The organism is Kitasatospora sp. NRRL B-11411, assembly GCF_000721345.1.
In the GTDB taxonomy this organism is placed as follows: domain Bacteria; phylum Actinomycetota; class Actinomycetes; order Streptomycetales; family Streptomycetaceae; genus Kitasatospora; species Kitasatospora cineracea.
In genome coordinates, this window is record NZ_JOGH01000007.1 from 17,750 (window position 1) to 34,812 (window position 17,063).

At 72.6% G+C, this 17,063-nt stretch carries 12 protein-coding genes and 3 tRNA genes; all 15 read right to left on the minus strand.

All coding sequences use genetic code 11. The annotated features are described in order from the left end of the window. Positions 1–13: 13 nt before the first annotated feature. Positions 14–2,764, minus strand: coding sequence for a ComEC/Rec2 family competence protein (locus IH44_RS0105260; protein WP_051816569.1), 2,751 nt, complete (start codon positions 2,762–2,764; stop codon positions 14–16). A 449-nt stretch (positions 2,765–3,213) separates the two neighbouring features. Beyond that, positions 3,214–4,464, minus strand: coding sequence for a ComEA family DNA-binding protein (locus IH44_RS45170; protein ID WP_232794827.1), 1,251 nt, complete (start codon positions 4,462–4,464; stop codon positions 3,214–3,216). 112 nt (positions 4,465–4,576) lie between these two features. Then, positions 4,577–5,530 carry a DegV family protein gene (locus IH44_RS0105270; protein ID WP_030458217.1) on the minus strand — a complete coding sequence of 318 codons (954 nt, stop codon included), beginning with the start codon at positions 5,528–5,530 and terminating at the stop codon, positions 4,577–4,579. Positions 5,531–5,648: 118 nt separating this feature from the next. Further along, positions 5,649–6,431 carry a hypothetical protein gene (locus IH44_RS0105275; protein ID WP_030458218.1) on the minus strand — a complete coding sequence of 261 codons (783 nt, stop codon included), beginning with the start codon at positions 6,429–6,431 and terminating at the stop codon, positions 5,649–5,651. A 361-nt stretch (positions 6,432–6,792) separates the two neighbouring features. Then, the gene (gene leuS / locus IH44_RS0105280; RefSeq protein WP_030458219.1) at positions 6,793–9,666 is read right to left on the minus strand and encodes a leucine--tRNA ligase; all 2,874 of its coding nucleotides are present in this window, start codon (positions 9,664–9,666) and stop codon (positions 6,793–6,795) included. Between the two features lie 282 nt (positions 9,667–9,948). Then, positions 9,949–11,241: a hypothetical protein gene (locus IH44_RS0105285; protein ID WP_030458220.1), complete on the minus strand. Its 1,293-nt coding sequence runs from the start codon at positions 11,239–11,241 to the stop codon at positions 9,949–9,951. Between the two features lie 92 nt (positions 11,242–11,333). Next, positions 11,334–11,406: transfer RNA gene (locus IH44_RS0105290), tRNA-Ala, on the minus strand. A gap of 251 nt (positions 11,407–11,657) precedes the next feature. Beyond that, positions 11,658–11,730 (minus strand) — tRNA-Ala (locus tag IH44_RS0105295). A 38-nt stretch (positions 11,731–11,768) separates the two neighbouring features. Then, positions 11,769–11,841, minus strand: a tRNA-Ala gene (locus IH44_RS0105300). A 108-nt stretch (positions 11,842–11,949) separates the two neighbouring features. Continuing rightward, the gene (locus IH44_RS0105305; protein WP_030458221.1) at positions 11,950–12,597 is read right to left on the minus strand and encodes a histidine phosphatase family protein; all 648 of its coding nucleotides are present in this window, start codon (positions 12,595–12,597) and stop codon (positions 11,950–11,952) included. Beyond that, positions 12,594–13,031, minus strand: a complete 438-nt coding sequence (gene rsfS, locus IH44_RS0105310; protein WP_030458222.1) for a ribosome silencing factor — start codon at positions 13,029–13,031, stop codon at positions 12,594–12,596. Before rsfS ends, IH44_RS0105305 begins: the two co-directional genes overlap by 4 nt. Positions 13,032–13,265: 234 nt before the next feature. Beyond that, positions 13,266–15,506, minus strand: coding sequence for a LytR C-terminal domain-containing protein (locus IH44_RS42380; RefSeq protein ID WP_051816570.1), 2,241 nt, complete (start codon positions 15,504–15,506; stop codon positions 13,266–13,268). A gap of 19 nt (positions 15,507–15,525) precedes the next feature. Continuing rightward, entirely contained in the window at positions 15,526–16,203 is a 678-nt protein-coding gene (nadD, locus tag IH44_RS0105320) for a nicotinate-nucleotide adenylyltransferase (RefSeq protein ID WP_030458224.1), read from the minus strand. Positions 16,204–16,327: 124 nt separating this feature from the next. After that, positions 16,328–16,477, minus strand: coding sequence for a hypothetical protein (locus tag IH44_RS47130; RefSeq protein WP_162870004.1), 150 nt, complete (start codon positions 16,475–16,477; stop codon positions 16,328–16,330). Positions 16,478–16,809: 332 nt separating this feature from the next. Next, positions 16,810–17,040 (minus strand): hypothetical protein, encoded by a 231-nt coding sequence (locus IH44_RS0105330; RefSeq protein ID WP_030458225.1) that lies wholly within the window; start codon positions 17,038–17,040, stop codon positions 16,810–16,812. Between the last annotated feature and the right edge of the window lie 23 nt (positions 17,041–17,063).

Consider the following 17,063-nt stretch of genomic DNA (forward strand, 5'->3'; position numbering starts at 1 on the left):
GGCTGCGCACCGGTCAACCCCGGCCCTGGTGCAGGTGGGTCGCCACGGCCAGGGACTGCGCGTCGCCCAGCACCGCGATGTCCCCGGAACGGTCGGTCCGGACCACCGTCGCACCGAGCGCCTTCAGCCCCGCCACGGTCTGGGGCGCCGGATGCCCGTACGAGTTGCCGGCGCCGCAGGAGATCAGAGCCAGCCGCGGACGGAGCGCGGCCATCAGCGACCAGTCCTGGTTCGCCGATCCGTGGTGCGCCACCTTGAGGACGTCCACCCTCCCCACCCCCGGCGGCCCGGGTCCGCTCCGCACCACACCCCGATCGGCACCCCCGCCCGCCCTCGCAGAGCCCACACCCCCACCACCCTTTCCATCCATGGAAGTTGACATCTCATCTCCGGATCCACGAACCGCCGCCGAAGACGAGGGCGGTAGCCCGAGTGCCAGCACTGCGGCCTGGGCCGGGGGTTCCAGGTCTCCGAGCAGGGCGACGCGCAACGGGGCTGCTGGCGGGCCGAGTTCGGCGAGGACCGCGATGCTGGAGTTGTTCGGCCCCTCGGCCTCGGCGGGCAGGGGCGAAGTGGGCCACAGGACCTCCCAGGTGAGTTCGGCTCCGGCAGTGCGGCGTTCGCCCCGCTGCGCGTGCACCACCGGAATGCCGGCGGCAGCCGCCCAGCGGAGCACCCGGGGACGTTCGCCGTTCGACTCCTCCGAGGTGGTCACCTCGATCGCCCCGACCGACCGGCCGCGCAGCACGCCGGGGATGCCTTCCGCGTGGTCGGCGTGGAAGTGGGTGAGCAGCAGCAGCGGGACTCTGGTGACGCCGAGCCCCCGCAGGCAGGCGTCGGCCGTCTTGGGATCGGGCCCGGCGTCCACCACCACGGCGCTGCCCGGCCCGACGGGCAGAACCGTCATGTCGCCCTGCCCGATGTCGCACATCGCCAACCGCCAGCCCGAGGCGGGCCATCCGGTTGCCAGCCGGACGACGGAGGGCGGGCGCAGCAACACCACTGGCAGCAGCAGCGCGACCGCGAGCGCCACCAGTACCCTCGTCCGCCGGTGCCGGAACCGGCGGCCGGCCAGCAGCGGCGGCACCGCCCAGGCCAGCGAGACGATGACCACGATCAGCAGGATCGCGCCGAACGAACCTGCGGGCCAGGCAAGTTCGGCTCCCGGAAGTTCCGCTCCGCGCCGTGCGACCGCGGCCAGCCATCCGACTGGCAGCGCTGCGAGGTCCGCCAGGAACTCTGCGGCGCCCTTCGAGAGGGGCGCGACCACGAGGGCCCCGAACCCGAGCAGGGTGGCCGGGGCGACCGCGATCTCGGCCAGCAGGTTGCACGGCACCCCGACCAGGCTGATCCGGGGCGCGAGCAGCACGGTGACCGGCGAACAGAACGCCTGCGCTGCGGCGGTGGCGCCGACCGCCGACGCCAGGTGGTGCGGCCAGCGACGCGCCCGAAGTGCCGCCGTCCATCTCGGGCCGAGCACCAGTAGCCCGGCGGTGGCCAACGTGGAGAGCAGGAAACCGTACGAGCGGGCCAGGTACGGGTCGAGCAGGATCAGGATCAGCACCGCTCCGGCCAGTGCGGGGACGCCTCTTCGCGGTCGGCCGGTGGCGAGTGCCAGCAGGCCGATCAGCCCGGTGGCTGCGGCTCTGAGCACGCTCGGGTCGGGCCGGCAGACGGTGACGAACGCCAGCGTCAGCACGGTCCCCAGCAGCGCCGTGGTGCGGAACGAGAGGCCCAGCAGTCCGGCCAGACCGCCGCGGCCGGGGGCGTCGGGTTCGCTGGAGGTACCGCCGACCAGGACGGCCAGGACGATCGCCAGGTTGGCGCCGCTCACCGCGACCAGGTGGCCGAGGTCGGTGGCCCGGAACGCGTCCGACAGGTCTTCGGGCAGCCGGGACACGTCGCCCACCACCAGCCCGGGGAGCAGCCCTCGGGTGTCCGGCGGCAAGTGGTCGCAGGCGTCCCGGAGCCCTTTGCGGAGGCGGGCCGCGAGCCGCTGCGGAAGGTTCGGCGGGGTGACGACGCGCGGCTGCCCCTGCGGGGCGAGCAGCGCCGCGCTGTCGATCCGGGACCGCCCTCCCGACGCACCGGCCGCCGGTGGCCGCTCCGGCAGCACTTCTGCTTGTAGTTCCAACTCGGTGGAGGGGATCAACTGCCGCCATGGATAGTCCTCCTGGGAGCGGATCAGCAGGGTGACGGGCGTACGGGTGGCGACGGGCGTCGACGGGGAGCCGTTGCCGGGGTGGGGGGAAGTACGGACTCGGGTGACGAGGGCGGGGACGGTGAGGGTCGGTCTGGACAGGGAACTGCCCTGGGTGTGCGAGCCGTGCTGTTTCGGGTCGCCCGTGACGGTCAGTTCGACGGTGATCTCAGGGTTGGCAGGCTTCTCCTCCTTCGGTTGCACCGGCCCGCTCCGTCCGTCGCCATCGGCCCGTTGTCCGGCCGCGACGGGCAGCGCGGCCGGGTGGGCCAGTGCGGGCAACGGACCACGGTGCAGGTCCGCGGTGTGCAGGACGGTGGTGGTGGCTGCCGTGGCGGCGGTCAGCAGGACTGCGGCGGTCAGGCGGTGGATCGAACGGCGGGGTCCTTTCGTGGCGAGCAGGGCGAGGGAGGCAACTGCGGCTGCCAGAGCGGCCATGAGCAGCGAGGGGTGTCGCCCCGGGTCCAGAACGAGAACGGCGGAGGTCACTGCCCATGCGGTGCAGGCCGGGAGGAGCAGTCGGTAGTCGGTGCGCTGGTGGGCGGCGGCAGGTGCGGCCGGCATCGAAGCTCCTCCCCTCGGCACGGCGGTAGTCGGCAACGGTTGGCGGGATGGTTCGCAAGGTGATGGCGACGCTTCTCCTGGTGCGATCTCCTTCACAAGAGCGGTGGTTGACGCCTGTCGGCGGACGGAGGCGGTGTTGTCGGCCGCTGGGCGGCGAAGTGGTGTGCGGCGGCCTCGCCCGCAGGGGGCGGGGCCCGGACAGAGCGCGGGCGGGACGGGACGGGCCGCCCCGCACGCAGGGGAGCAGGAGGCTGGCGCTGCCTGGCGATTTGAGAGCGGGAGCAGACCGGACAGGGACGGCGATCCGGTCCTCACTCCTCGACCGGGAGGCGGCGGGTTCCCCGGCCTGGCGGGCGGTTCGGTGCGGTGTGGTGTGGTGGCGCGGCAGGTGCGCCGGGGCCTCCTTCGCGTTCTCGGGACGGTGGCCTGGGCTGGGCGGAAGCAGTGGGTCAGAGGGTCAGGAGCGATTTGAGGTCTTCGTACTTCCGCGGGCCGATGCCAGGAACGTGGCGGAGCTGGTCGAGGGATTGGAAGGGGCCGTGGGCGAGGCGGTACTGGAGGATGCGCTGGGCCAGGGCGGGGCCCACGCCGGGGAGTGAGTCGAGCTGGTCCGCGTTGGCCCGGTTGAGGCTCACGGGGCCTGCGGGGCCGGCTGTCGCCGCAACGCCGGGAGGGGGGTCGGTCCCGACGAGGATCTGTTCCCCGTCGGTCAGTGGCCGGGCGAGGTTGAGGAAGCTGGTGTCGGTGTCGGGGAGCGGCCCGCCGGCGGCGGCCAGGGCATCGGCGACCCTCGAACCCGCGGGGAGGGTTCGTAGGCCGGGATGCTGGACTTTCCCGCCGATGTCGATGACCAGGGACGGTCCGGCCGGTTGAAGTGCTGGGGCTCCCTCCGTGGTTCGGTCGGAAACGGATTCGGCGATGGCGATGGCCGGGACGGCAACGGGGTGCGGTCGGCCGAGCCAGAAGTGCTGGACGGCGTAGCCGGTGGCGAGAACGAGCAGCACGGTCAGACCGAGCACGGCCCGGCGGTCCAGGGCGAACGCGCCAGGGAGGCGGAACCGCAAGGGCAGTTTCGGCGGGGCGGGGTGAGACACGGTGGCGGAGTTCGGGGTCGGCGGGGGTTCGGATGGCGAAGGGTCCAGGCCCAGCCGCGGGCCGGGCCTGCTGCCGCCGGGGAGGTTGGGCACGGCCGGCTGCTCCGGCGAGGCGGCATCGTCCGGGGCAGCGTCGTTCGAGGTCGGCACGCCGCCGGGCGGATCTCGTTCCGGCGGCGAACCAGGTCGACTGCGCCTCCTGGCCGGTGCGGTGTCGACGGCAAGGCCGAGGTCTACGGATTCATGGGTGACGGCTGGTGTCGTACGCCTGGGGTGCGCGGGCGCGCCGTACATCTCGAGGAGGCGCGGGGCCGACAGGGCCGGCGGCGGGTCGGGATTCGACGGCACTGGCGCGTTCGCCCGTGCTGCGCCGGGTGGTTCGACAGCCCGGTCGGCACCGTCCTCGTGCTCCGACAGCCCTGCCGGAACGGTCTCCAGATCGTGCGCCGGTTCCGGCAGCCCGCCGTCCGCGCCGTCTGAAGGGGTGTCGAGTGCGAGGAGGCCGGGATCGGTGGACAGGTCTGCCGGGAGGATCCGGTCGAGGCGGGCTCGGGCGGTTGCGGTGGTCAGGCGACGACGGGCTTGGGGTGTGGTGATGGTCCTCATGGCGAGGACAGTAGAACGGTGCTGACGGCCCGTCGGAGAATTCGCCCGCCCCTGTGGATAACTCCGGCCTGTGGATAACTCTTGTCACTCGAACGAGTGATTCAGGCCGGATTCAGTGCGCCGACGCGATGACCGGGGACACCACGACGGCCAGCAGGCCGGGGCCGACGTGCGCGCCGATGACAGCACCGACCTCGCTGACGTAGAGCTCCCTCAGCCCGGGCACCCGCTCCCGCAGCCGTTCTGCCAGTGGCTCGGCCCGGTGCGCGGCGGCCAGGTGGTGAACGGTGATGTCCACCGGCTGTTGCGCCGCCCGCTCGACGGCGATCTCCTCCAGCCGGGCGATCGCCCGGGAGGCCGTACGGACCTTCTCCAACGGCTCGATCCGCCCGCCGGAGAGGTGCAGCAGCGGTTTGACCGCCAGCGCGGAGCCGACCAACGCCTGGGCAGTGCCGATCCGGCCCCCGCGCCGCAGGTGTTCCAAGGTGTCGACGTAGAAGAAACCGGCGGTACCGGCAGCCCGGGCCTTGGTGGAGGCGACCACCAGGTCGAGGTCCGCCACAGCAGCATCGGCATCCGCAGCCACAGCCCCATCGCGACCGCCGCCGTCCCCGTCCCCGTCCCCGGACACCGAACCTGCGCGGGCCGCTTCCAGGGCCGCGACCGACTCGGCAGCGGCCAGCACGCAGCCGCCCAGGGCCATCCCGACGAGCCGGCTGTCGACCACCCGGACCGGGATCGGTGCTGCGGCAGCCGCCAGCTGGGCGGCCTCCACCGTGCCGGAGAGTTCGGCCGACAAGTGGATCGAGACGACGCCGCGCGCACCGGCCTCGGCGGCCGCCCGGTAGGCGGCCGCGAAGGTCTCGGGGCTGGGGCGGGACGTCGTCACCCGCTGCTTGGAGCGCAGGGCTTCGGCAACGTCCTTCGGGGAGATCTCGACGCCTTCGGCGAAGACCTCGTCACCCACCGCGACGCTGAGCGGTACCACCTGGATTCGGTACCGGTCCACCGCCTGCTGGGGCAGATATGCGGTGGAATCCGTGACAAGTGCGAGGTGGCCGGGCATGTGCCGGAGGTTACCCGCCGCAAGGCCGTGAGGACAGCACTCGATATTCGGTGGTTTTCCCCCGGAGGCGGAGGGTAACTTCTCCGAGCACGGACAGCGACCGACTCGTGACGTGGGGTCAGGGGCGGTTGGGTCCTGCCGGGTTCGGCTTGCGGAGGCGGTCGGCGAGGCGGGAGAGCGGCTCGGCGGCCAGTCCGAGCAGTTCCTCGGCGCTGGTCGGGCGGCCGGTGCCCAGTCCCTTGCGGCGGTCGGCGGGCTCCTCCGCAGAAGCGGAGGCCGTGCCCGGGGAGCCCGTTGCGTGGGCGGCGGCCGAAGCGGATTCGGGGCCGTCGGCAGCGCTGGGGTCGGCAGGGGTCCAGTGGCGGAGGGCGCCGGCCTCGTCCTGGCACTCCTTGCCGAGGCGGGCGAGTTCGTCGTCGGCGAAGCGGCGCATCCGGTCCTGGGCGGCCCAGCGCAGGGAGTCCGCGGAGTGGGTGATCCGTTCGGTGCGCTCACGCAGTTCGGGGAGTTTGGCGGTGACCCGGCTGCTCATCGGCTCCCGCTCCAGCATGCGGAGTTCGGCGTCGAGCTCCGCGGCGTGCGAGTCGAGGCGGGCGAGGAGCTGGAGCGCGTCGCCGAGCTGACCGTCCTGCGGGAGGCCGGATTCCAGGACCTGGCGGGTGGAGTCCAGCCCGGTGCGCAGGGACAGCCGGAGCGCGGCGATCCGACCCTGCTCGCCCGGCCTGGTGAGGCTCTTCGCCTTCAGGGCCGCATTCTCCACCGCCCGCTGGGCGTTGGTGCTGTGCCGGTCGACCTTGGCCGCCACCGCCTTCGCCGCCTTCACCGTTCCGACCACGGCCATCACCAGCAGCGTCACCCCGAACAGCGCGACCAGCGCCACCACCACACCGAGCGCTTCCATCGGGAGCCCACCTTCCGCCCGTGACCGACCCTGGACCGCCCGGTGCGGTCCGCTTGTCCGCCGGACTTCCACCGTAGCCCGGAGCGGCGTCCGGCAGCAGGCCGTGGACGCTTCTCCGGCCCGAGATCAGGGACAGCTCAGGGATGTCCCCCAAGCGATCTCCCTGACTCCCCGGACGGTGCGCGCCCGCCGGTCCCCGGTCCGCGCCCGCCCACCGTGCCCACCCACGAAGAACGGAGCCGCCTTGTTCGCATTCCTCCGACTGCCCGCCCGCCCGTACGCACGGACGGCGACGGGCCGGCCACCCCGTCACGGGGGCGACCGGCCCGGACCGGCTGACAGCACGTCAGCCCGGTTCCCGTCAGGCAGTGACGATGTTCACCAGCTTCGGCGCGCGGGCGATGACCTTGCGCACCTCCGCACCGCCGACGGCCGCGACCACGGCCGGGTCGGCCAGGGCCAGCGCCTCCAGCTCGGCGTCCGAGATCGACGGCGAGACCTCCAGGCGGGCCTTGACCTTGCCCTTGATCTGCACGACGCAGGTCACCGTCTCGTCGACCACGTACGCCGGGTCCGCGACCGGGTAGTCCGCGAAGGCCAGCGACTCCTCGTGGCCCAGGCGGCGCCACAGCTCCTCGGCGATGTGCGGCGCCAGCGGGGCGACCAGCAGGACGATCTGCTCGGCCACCGAACGCGGCGTGGAGCCGCGCTTCACCAGGAAGTTGTTCAGCTCGATGGCCTTGGCCACCGCGGTGTTGAACCGCATGCCGGCCATGTCGCCGCGGATCCCGTCGATCGCCTTGTGCAGCGCGCGCAGCGTCGCCTCGTCCGGCTCGTCCTCGGTGACCACCAGCTCGCCGGTGACCTCCGAGACGACGTTGCGCCACAGCCGCTGCAGGAAGCGGTAGGAGCCGACCACGGCGCGGGTGTCCCAGGGGCGGGAGACGTCCAGCGGGCCCATCGCCATCTCGTACAGGCGCAGCGTGTCCGCGCCGTACTCGTCGGCGATCTCGTCGGGGGCGACCGCGTTCTTCAGCGACTTGCCCATCTTGCCCGCCTCGCGGCGGACCGGCTCGCCGTCCCAGTAGTACTGGCCGTCGCGCTCCTCGACCTCCGCCGCGGGCACCGGGAAGCCCCGGTCGTCGCGGTAGACGTCGGCGGTGATCATGCCCTGGTTGAACAGCTTGTGGAACGGCTCGACCGAGGAGACGTAGCCCAGGTCGTGCAGCACCTTGTGCCAGAAGCGGGCGTACAGCAGGTGCAGCACGGCGTGCTCGGCACCGCCGACGTACAGGTCGACGCCGCCGGCCGGCTTCTCGGCGGTCGGGCCCATCCAGTAGGACTCGTTGGCCGGGTCGACCACCGCGGAGGAGTTGACCGGGTCGACGTAGCGCAGCTCGTACCAGCACGAACCCGCCCAGTTGGGCATGGTGTTGGTCTCGCGGCGGTAGGTCTTGACGCCGTCGCCCAGGTCCAGCTCGACGTTGACCCAGTCCTCGTTGCGGGACAGCGGGGTCTTCGGCGAGGAGGCGGCGTCGTCGGGGTCGTAGGTGTGCGGCGAGTAGTCGTCCACCTCGGGGACCTCGACCGGCAGCATCGACTCGGGCAGCGCGTGCATCGCGCCGCTCTCGTCGTAGACGATCGGGAAGGGTTCGCCCCAGTAGCGCTGGCGGCTGAACAGCCAGTCGCGCAGGCGGTAGTTGACGGTGCCTTCGCCGATGCCCCGCTCGTTCAGCCAGGCGGTGACGCGGGCCTTGGCGTCGATCACGGACAGGCCGTTCAGCGACAGGCCGTCGCGCTCGGAGTTGACCAGCACCGAGTCGTAGGTGTCGAAGGCGTCGTCCCAGGTGTGCGGGTCCTCGCCGCGCCCGTCGGTCGGCTGCACCACGCAGCGCATCGGCAGGTTGAACGCCTGCGCGAAGGCGAAGTCGCGGCTGTCGTGCGCCGGGACGGCCATGATCGCGCCGGTGCCGTAGCCCATCAGCACGTAGTCGGCGATGAACACCGGGATCTGCTCACCGCTGACCGGGTTGACCGCGAAGGCGCCGGTGAACACGCCGGTCTTGACCTTGGCGTCGGCCTGGCGCTCCACGTCGGACTTGGCGGCGGCCGCGGCCCGGTAGGCGGCGACGGCGGAGGCCGGGTCGGCGGCGCCGCCGGTCCACTCGTCGCGGGTGCCGGCCGGCCACTCGGCGGGGACGATCGTGTCGACCAGGGCGTGCTCGGGGGCCAGCACCATGTAGGTGGCGCCGAACAGGGTGTCGGGGCGGGTGGTGAAGACGGTGACGGTGTCGCCGCCGACCGGGAAGTCCACCCGGGCGCCCTCGGAGCGGCCGATCCAGTTGCGCTGCTGCAGCTTGATCGCCTCGGGCCAGTCCAGCAGGTCCAGGTCACCGATCAGGCGGTCCGCGTAGGCGGTGATGCGCATCATCCACTGGCGCAGGTTCGACTTGAACACCGGGAAGTTGCCGCGCTCGGAGCGGCCGTCCGCGGTGACCTCCTCGTTGGCCAGCACGGTGCCCAGGCCGGGGCACCAGTTGACCGGCACCTCCTTGGAGTAGGCCAGCCGGTACTCGCCCAGCACCTCGTCGCGCTCGATGCCGGACAGCCCGGTCCAGTCGCGGCCGCCCGGCACCTCGCGCGCGCCGGACTCGAACTCGGCGATCAGCTCGGCGATCGGACGGGCCTTGCCGGCGGCCTCGTCGTACCAGGAGTTGAAGATCTGCAGGAAGATCCACTGGGTCCAGCGGTAGTACTCGGGGTCGATCGTGGAGATCGAGCGGCGCGGGTCGTGGCCCAGGCCCAGCCGGCGCAGCTGTCGGCGCATGTTGGCGATGTTGTCCTCGGTGGACACCCGCGGGTGCACGCCGTGCTGCACCGCGTACTGCTCTGCGGGCAGGCCGAAGGCGTCGTAGCCCAGGGTGTGCAGGACGTTGTGCCCGTTCATCCGCTGGAAGCGGGCGTACACGTCGGTGGCGATGTATCCCAGCGGGTGGCCGACGTGCAGGCCCGAACCCGACGGGTAGGGAAACATGTCCATGATGAAGCTGTGGGGCTTCGTGGCGACGGGCGAGCCGTCGGCCAGCGGGCCGGTCGGGTTGGGGGCGTTGAACGTCCCCTCCTTCTCCCACAGGTCCTGCCAGCGGGACTCGATCTCGGCGGCCAGCGCGGCGCCGTAGCGGAAAGGCTCGGTGGCGGCTTCGGCCGCGCCGGAAGCGGGGGTCGTCTCGCTCATGGTCCTTCAGGCTCCATCGTCATCAGTCAGCGAACAGGCCGTAGAAAGCAGAAAACCCCTCCGCAGGAGGGGACGCCACGCCGACTCCGGCCTTCAAGCCGGTCCTGGTCAGCGCGGCCGGCTAAGAAGCAGGCGCACGGTTCGCATGGGCTCAGGGTACCGCACCCCCTCAACCCCCTTTCGCCCCGCTGCGTCAATCCCCCGCCCGCGTCCGGCCTGCCGGGCGGCCCTCGTGGGCCCCGCTCCCCTCAGCCACGGCCCGGTGCCCCGCGCGGCCTGCCGCTACGCCTCCGCGCGCATCGCGGTGTCGAAGTCCCGCAGGGCCCGGGCCACCCGCGCCGACTGCATGCCCGCCGCGAGCAGCCGGGCCCGGTCGGCGGTGCGCTCCGCCTCCACACGCTCGCCGGTGCGGCGGTAGGAGTCGGCGAGGCGCACCATCAGCAGCGCCTTGACCCGGGCCCGTTCCATCGAGAGCGAGTCGATCGCGGCCAGCAGCAGGCTGCGCGCCTGCTCGTGCTCGCCGAGCAGCAGGTACCCCTCGCCGATCATCCCCTCCAGGTCGGCCCGTTCCTGGGCGTGCTCCGGCACGTCCTCCAGCACCCGGAACGCCCGCTCGGCGACCGCCTCCGCACTGATCTGCTCCCCCTTGCGGCCGTGCGCCCGGGCGATCCGCCCCAGCTGCAGGGCCCGCTCGCACGGGGTCAGCACCTCGTCGGCGGCCCGCAGCGCGGTGGAGAGCATCGCCACCGGGTCCAGCCCCCGCCCCCCGGAGTTGTACGTCGCCTGGACGGCGAGGCAGCCGACCACGCCGACGCCGAGCCGCGGGTCGCCGGAGACGTGCGCGGCCCGCAGCGCGGCGACGAAGGCCCGCTGCGCGGCGGCGTCGTTGCCCATGTCGTAGTTGGCCCAGCCCACCAGCCGGGCCAGCCGGCTGGCGGCCCCGTACAGCTCGCGGCCGAGCGGCTCGTCGTAGCTGCCGAGCTCCAACAGCTTTCCCACCATGGCGAGTTCAGCCTTGGCGAGGTCGAGGATCAGGCCACCGCCGTAGGTCCGCTCCAGCCGCTGCTTGGATTCGTAGGACAGCTGCAGGTCGGCCAGTTGCTCCGGGGCGATCCGCAGCGCGCCCTCCCCGCCGGTGACCTGCGGCGGCGGGGAAGCCCAGTGCCGGGCCGCCTGCTCCAGTTCGTCGCCGCGGAACAGGTCGGTCAGGCGGACCGGGGCGCCGTCGGCGCCCGCCTCGCGGAGCGCGGTCTGCGCGGTGTCGGCCGTCCACGGGTCGGTCAGCAGCCGGGGAGAGAGCATCTTGGCACCCCGATGAGAGCCCATCTGCCCCCAGAGCTGCTCGTAGGTGACCGCGATGCCGACGCTGCGGCCCAGCACCTCGCAGACGGTCTGGTCGTGCGGCGAGCGCGGCACCATGCCCCGGTCCCGCCACTTGTACGGGGCGGTGGAGCTGATCGCCATGCCCGCCGGGAGCACCGCGTTCACCTCGCGGGCCAGCCGCTCCGGGCTCCAACCGAGCTGGTGGAGTATCCGGGCGAGCTCGTCGTTCCGTTTTCGCACCAGGTCGGCCATGGCACGACCGTAGCGGCCCCGCGCTCCGCCCGGCAGGGAAGTCCCGTGAACGGCCGAAGGCCGCCCCTCGCGGGACGGCCTTCGAACTGCTGTGGAGCTAAGGAGAATCGAACTCCTGACCTATTGCATGCCATGCAATCGCTCTACCAACTGAGCTATAGCCCCATGCTCTTGCTGCTGTCACCTGCGGTTTCCCTCGGCGGCATCGCCAACTGTACACGGTCGGCGCCCCCGGCCCTAATCCGTTCCGACGCCCCCGCAGCGGCCCCGACCTGCCCCGCACCCGGCGCCCACCCGGACCCCGGCACACCCGCGGACCCCGGACCGACGCCCGTCCTCGACCACCACTTCCGCACCCGCCCCGGAAACACCGAAGGCCGCCACCCTGATCGGGCGGCGGCCTCGCGGAACTGCTGTGGAGCTAAGGAGAATCGAACTCCTGACCTATTGCATGCCATGCAATCGCTCTACCAACTGAGCTATAGCCCCGCGACACTGACGACCACTCACGGACCACCGGTGCGGAGTGGAGCTAAGGAGAATCGAACTCCTGACCTATTGCATGCCATGCAATCGCTCTACCAACTGAGCTATAGCCCCTCAGTTCCGCGACTCCCGCCCCCGGTTTCCCGTCTGCGTTCCTCGCTGCGAACGAGGAAGACTCTAGCCGGTCGGAGCCGGAACTGTGAAATCCGAGCCGGCCGAGCCTCAGGTCTCGTCGCCGATGACCGGCTGCGGCAGCGTGCCGGCGTTGTGCTCCAGCAGCCGCCAGCCGCGCGAGTCCTCGCCGAGCACCGACCAGCAGCAGTTGGAGAGGCCGCCGAAGCGCTCCCACATCTGCGGCTCCAGGCCCAGCATCCGGCCGATCATGGTGCGGATGGTGCCGCCGTGGCTGACCACCACCAGGGTGCCGCCCTCCGGCAGTTTGCCCACCGCGTCCAGCACCACCGGGACGGCCCGGTCGGCCACCTCGGTGGCCAGCTCGCCGCCGCCGCGGCGCACCTGCTCGCCGTTCGCCCACGCCTCGTACTGCTCCGGGTACCGGGCCCGGATCTCGGCGTTGGTGAGCCCCTGCCACTCCCCCGCGTAGGTCTCCCGCAGGCCCTCGTGGTGGTGCACTTCGAGGCCGGTGAGGTCGGCGAGCTCGGCGGCGGTGCGCCGGGCCCGCTGCAGGTCGGAGGAGATCAGCAGGTCGGGCCGGAGCCCGGCGAGCAGCCGGGCCGCCCGCTGGGCCTGGAAGATCCCCTGGTCGGTGAGCTCGATGTCCGTACTGCCCTGGAACCTCGATTCAAGGTTCCAGGAGGTCTGACCGTGCCGCCAGAAGACGATGCGCGGCCAGGCCCCGGACCGGCTCAGAGGTCGCCCCCGGAGACGGCGTTGCCCGCGGCGTCGGTGACGGCGTTCTCCGGCCGGTTGCGGGTGGCCAGCGCGTCCTCGGGGAGCGGCAGCTCGGGGCAGTCCTTCCACAGGCGGTCGAGCGAGTAAAAGGAGCGCTCCTCGGAGTGCTGGACGTGCACCACGATGTCCAGGTAGTCGAGCAGGATCCAGCGGCCCTCGCGCTCGCCCTCGCGGCGCACCGGCTTGACGTCGAGCTTCTCGCGCAGCTGGTCCTCGATCTCCTCGGCAATCGCCCGCACCTGGCGGTCGTTGGCGGCGGAGGCGATCAGGAAGGCGTCGGTGATCGACAGCACCTCGCTGACGTCGAAGGCGATGATGTCGTGCGCCAGTTTGTCGGCCGCCGCCTGCGCGGCGACGGTGATCAGTTCCTGGCTTCGGTCGGTGACGGTCACGATGCTCTTCCGGATCGGCTGTGGGGATACCCTCCCAGGATCTCACGAACGCGACGGAGCCCCCGAGCGTTTTCCGCCCGGGGGCTCCGACCGCGCCTCAGCAGCGCCTTCCCGGCACCTCTCCGACCGAGCCGCCCCACCGCCGAACGGGGGCCGACCGGCCGCCACGCAGGCCCGGCCGCGGGCCCGGCCCGGCCGGGCCGGTCAGCCATGGGGCCGACCGGCCACCGCCGGTTACTGCGTCTTCTGCACCGGCGGCTGGTAGTCCTTGCCGATCACCAGCACCAGGTCCGCGTTCTGCGCCTCGGTGACCTTCTTCACCGCGCTGTCCGGCAGGCCCATGCTGGTGGCCAGGGTGAGGGCCGCGGGCTGCTTGGCGTCGTCGGTGTAGCGGATCTCGGAACTCGCCTGGTCCGGCGCCTTGGCGCTGGAGGGCAGCGGGTCCATGCCCGAGTTGATCACCGCGACCTGCGCGGCGGCGGCCGAGGTCCCGTTGCCGGAGGCGTTCACGATGGTGACCCGGGTGGAGCCGCCGGTGCCCTTGGCGCTGCCGATGGTGCCGCCGAGGATCTCCTTGACCTGCTTGCCCGCCGTGGTGTCGTCCAGGGTGCCGTCGGCCTTGGTGGTGAGCACCGAGGTCGACAGGTGTCCGGCCTTCGCCTGCTTGGCCAGGTTGACCAGCACGCCGGCCAGCGCGTTCTCGGGGAGCGACGGGTCGGCGACCATGTTCATCCGGCGCACGTCGTCGGTGGCCTCCGGCATGGTGGTCGGCATGGTGCTGATCACCGCGGCCATCACCTGCCCGAACCGGGCGAGTTGGGCGTCCGGCTTCTCTCCGGGGGCCTGCAGGGTCGCGTAGGCGACGGCGGCGTGCCCGTTCAGCAGGACGCCCTTGCCCGCCGGGGCGAGCACCTTGCCGTCCGCCTTGTTGTCCTCGCGTACCTCGGCGTTGGTGTCCACCCTGACGCCGCCGAGCTGGGAGACCAGCAGCAGCAGGTAGGGGGTGTCCAGCCGCCAGGTGCCGGCCACCTTGGCGCCGAGCACCGAGGAGAGGCCGTCGCGGGTCGCGGAGGCGCCGAGCTCGGACGGGGCCTTGCCGATCGTCGTGGTGGCGGAGTCGCCGTTGCTGGGCAACTGCAGGGTGTCCGGCAGCAGCAGCACGGTCGCCTTCCGGCCGCCCTCGTCGTCCACCAGCAGCGCGGTGGTGACCTTGCCCTGCGGATCGTGCAGGTGCACCACGTTGACGTACCGGCCGCCGACCGCCGTGGCCGCGTCGTCACCGCCGCCGAGCTTCCCGGTCCACCACAGGTATCCCACGCCGCCGGACGCCAGCACCGCCACCACCACCAGCAGCGAGACCAGCCGGTTGCGCAGCCGCCGCCGGCGCTCGGCCCGCACCTCGCTGCGCGACTCGGCGAACTTCAGCCAGTCGATCGCGTCCTCGGACTCCTCCGTCTGCTCGTCGACGAAGCTGAACTCGCCCGTGGTGTACGAGTCCCCGTTCTTGCCCTTCGCCCGGGCCGCCGCCGCTGCCGCAGCCCGCCCGCCGACCAGCTCGGACGGCTCCGCTCCCGGCGCGTCCGCCCCGCCCGCACCGCTCGCCCCACCCGGCGCGGACGCCGGAGCCCCCGGACGCGCCCGCGGCGGCACCACCCCGGCCGCGGCCGACGCCGCCCCCGGGCTCGCCGGCGGCACCGACCGCCCGACGGTCTGCCCCAGCCCGGCCGCCGCCCCGGCCCCCTGCCCTGTTCCCTGCCCAGGCACCTGGCCGAGCATCTGCCCCGGAGCCTGCGTCCGGGTCGCGGCCGACTGCGGGTGGAGCCCCTGCACGTGCTGCTGCTGCTCGTAGTAGGGGTCGTAGGGCTGCTGCCCGTACGCGTCCCCGCCCGGCTGCCCGCCGCCCTGCGACCGGCCGCCGAACTGCCCTTCGTAGCCGCGCTGTTCGAACCCCTGCGACTCGTACCCGGGCTGCTCATAACCCTGCCCCGGCTCGTAGGCCGGTCCCTGCTCGTAGCCCTGCCCCTGCTGGTACCCGGACTGCTCGTACCCGCCCCGCCCGTACCCGGAGGACTCGCGCCCGGAGGGCTGGTAGCCGGACGCCTCGTAGCCGGAGGAGTCGTACCCGCCCTGCCCGTAGCCCTGCGCCGGGTACCCGGGCGCGGCGGCCTGCTGCCCGCCACCGCCGTAAGGATCCTGCGGGTACCCCCCGGGCTGCTGGTACTGGGCGCCGTACTGGTCGTGCTGGTCGTACTGCCCGCCCTGCCCGTACGCCGACTGCGGCGATGACGACGACGGCTGCTGCTGCCCGTACCCCTCGTAGCCCTGCTGCTCGTACCCCTCGTACCCCTGCTGCGCGTAGTACCCGGTCTGCGGCGGGGCGGTCGGCTGCGACTGCGGCTGCTGGGGGTGGGGCTGCCGGGGCTGGGACTGGGGCTGTTGGCCGAACCAGTTCTGGTCGTCGGGCGTTCCGGTCACGTCGTCCCTCCCGGGGGCATCAAGGCCGGGCCGACGCGTACAGCGCCCGCTTGTGGATGTATCGGACCACGCCGTCCGGCACCAGGTACCAGATGGGTTCGCCCTTGGCGACGCGCATCCGGCAGTCGGTGGAGGAGATGGCGAGGGCGGGCACCTCGACCAGCGAGACGCCGCCGACCGGCAGGCCGGTGTCGGAGAGAGTATGGCCCGGCCGGGTGCAGCCGATGAAGTGCGCGAGGTCGAAGAGTTCCTCGGAGGAGCGCCAGGAGATGATCTGGGCGAGGGCGTCGGCGCCGGTGATGAAGAAGAGTTCGGCGTCGGGGTGCAGGTCGCGCAGCTCGCGCAGGGTGTCGACGGTGTAGGTGGGGCCGTTGCGGTCGATGTCGATCCGGCTGACCGAGAACTGGGGGTTCTCGGCGGTGGCGATCACCGTCATCAGGTAGCGGTCCTCGGCCGGCGAGACCTGCCGGTCGGACTTCTGCCAGGGCTGCCCGGTGGGGACGAAGATCACCTCGTCCAGTTGGAAGGCGCTCGCCACCTCGCTCGCGGCGACCAGGTGCCCGTGGTGGATGGGGTCGAAGGTGCCACCCATCACACCCAGCCGTCGCCTGCGCGGACCACCGCTCGGTGCCGGGGTGCCCGGCGCGGAGGTGCCCGGCGCCACGTTCGTCCCGGAGGTCTCGACCTGCTCTCTCATGGCGCCACACCTTACGCGACCCGGATGTCCCGGGGGTTCCGCCCGTGGACGGACCCCGGGCGCACCGGGCTCCGCCACCCCGGGGGCCGCGGACGCGCGGCGGGCGGGGCGGCGGCGCGGCCGGTCAGCGGTCGCGGTTGAAGCGCGTGGTGATGAAGAGCAGGAGCAGCAGGATGAACAGCGCCGCGCCGCCCGTCAGCAGGGGGTTGAGGCTGTCGTGGTTACCGCCCTCCTCGGCGAGGTGGACGATGGCGGGCAGGGCAGCAGGGCTCATGATCGGCGGGACCTTCTCGGCTCGGTGTGAGGACCAGGCGGTCACGGACCGTACGGCCCGCGCGCTCATCGTACGGGGGCCTGACACGCAACCGCGCGGCGGCCCACCGCGTCTGACCACCCGTGAACCGCCGCCCGGCCGGAGGCACGTCCACCGCGCCGGGAACCCGCACCCGGGAGCCCCACCGACCGGGGCCCGACCGGGACCTGACCAGCCGACTGACGGGCCGTCAGCAACCTGGACCCGAACCGGACCGCGCCAAAACCGGACCGGACCGGACCGACGAGCCGAAACCAGGCCGGCCCGGCGAGCCGGAACGGAGACCGGACCCGTCAGCCCAGGTCGTCGGCCGGCCGCCCGGCCGCCGCGCCGGTCCGCTCGGCCTCGCGGGCGGCCTCGCGCGCCGCGTCGCGCTTCGCGCCGTCGCGGCTGGCCCGGGCCAGCGCCCACACCATCAGGCCGACTCCGACGAAGGAGGCGATCAGGATGAACCGCAGGAACAGACCGGGGCCGTTCTCGGTGGAGATCGGTCCGGCGAGCTGGACCAGGTCGGCAGGGGACATCACGGGCTCCTTGTTCGGTACGG

Coding starts and splice junctions, on each gene's coding strand:
- IH44_RS0105275 (WP_030458218.1), bottom strand. CDS start 6,431: ATGGAAGCGCTCGGTGTGGTGGTGGCGCTGGTCGCGCTGTTCGGGGTG.
- IH44_RS0105260 (WP_051816569.1), bottom strand. CDS start 2,764: ATGCCGGCCGCACCTGCCGCCGCCCACCAGCGCACCGACTACCGACTG.
- leuS (WP_030458219.1), bottom strand. CDS start 9,666: ATGAGCGAGACGACCCCCGCTTCCGGCGCGGCCGAAGCCGCCACCGAG.
- IH44_RS0105270 (WP_030458217.1), bottom strand. CDS start 5,530: ATGCCCGGCCACCTCGCACTTGTCACGGATTCCACCGCATATCTGCCC.
- nadD (WP_030458224.1), bottom strand. CDS start 16,203: ATGAGAGAGCAGGTCGAGACCTCCGGGACGAACGTGGCGCCGGGCACC.
- IH44_RS0105330 (WP_030458225.1), bottom strand. CDS start 17,040: ATGTCCCCTGCCGACCTGGTCCAGCTCGCCGGACCGATCTCCACCGAG.
- IH44_RS0105285 (WP_030458220.1), bottom strand. CDS start 11,241: ATGGCCGACCTGGTGCGAAAACGGAACGACGAGCTCGCCCGGATACTC.
- IH44_RS47130 (WP_162870004.1), bottom strand. CDS start 16,477: ATGAGCCCTGCTGCCCTGCCCGCCATCGTCCACCTCGCCGAGGAGGGC.
- IH44_RS45170 (WP_232794827.1), bottom strand. CDS start 4,464: ATGAGGACCATCACCACACCCCAAGCCCGTCGTCGCCTGACCACCGCA.